The sequence below is a fragment of the Lysinibacillus sp. GbtcB16 genome, assembly GCF_019091145.1.
In the GTDB taxonomy this organism is placed as follows: Bacteria; Bacillota; Bacilli; order Bacillales_A; family Planococcaceae; genus Lysinibacillus; species Lysinibacillus fusiformis.
The window spans coordinates 1-406 of the sequence record NZ_JAGXJV010000154.1 but is presented as its reverse complement, the minus strand read 5'-3'; the positions used below and the strand labels follow the sequence as shown (position 1 = coordinate 406).

Sequence of the window (406 nt, the reverse complement as noted above, 5' to 3'; positions counted from 1 at the left end):
GTTGTTACTTTATCAATAATTGTAAACCCTAATCCTTTATCTACACTTCCGGCAACATATTTATCTTCCCAGGAAGCAGCAGAATAGAATCTAAGGTTATCTACTTTAGAAACAGCGCGTTTTCCTTCTACAGAAGAAGTCTGTTCCCCATTATAACGAATATAAGAAGGGTTGTAATAAATCCACTGGTTACCGCCCAGGTTTAACCAGTTTCCTAGTTTTCCTAAAACTTTATAGGATTCTCCCTTTTCTAATTGACGAATGACACCATTGCTTGTTGATGGTCCACTTCTAAGGTTAACATTATACCCATCGATGTAAGCTACCCCTTGAACCTCTGTCACGTTTTTAACAGGTTCTTGTGGTTTTGTATCAACTGTTACCTTCCCGCCCTCATATGCCTTTA

At 38.4% G+C, this 406-nt stretch carries 1 protein-coding gene; it reads right to left on the bottom strand.

The genetic code is table 11. The features are described 5' to 3' along the window. The coding region (locus KVT27_RS23800; protein WP_217582089.1) for an SH3 domain-containing protein at positions 1 to 406 on the bottom strand (406 nt) is incomplete at both ends.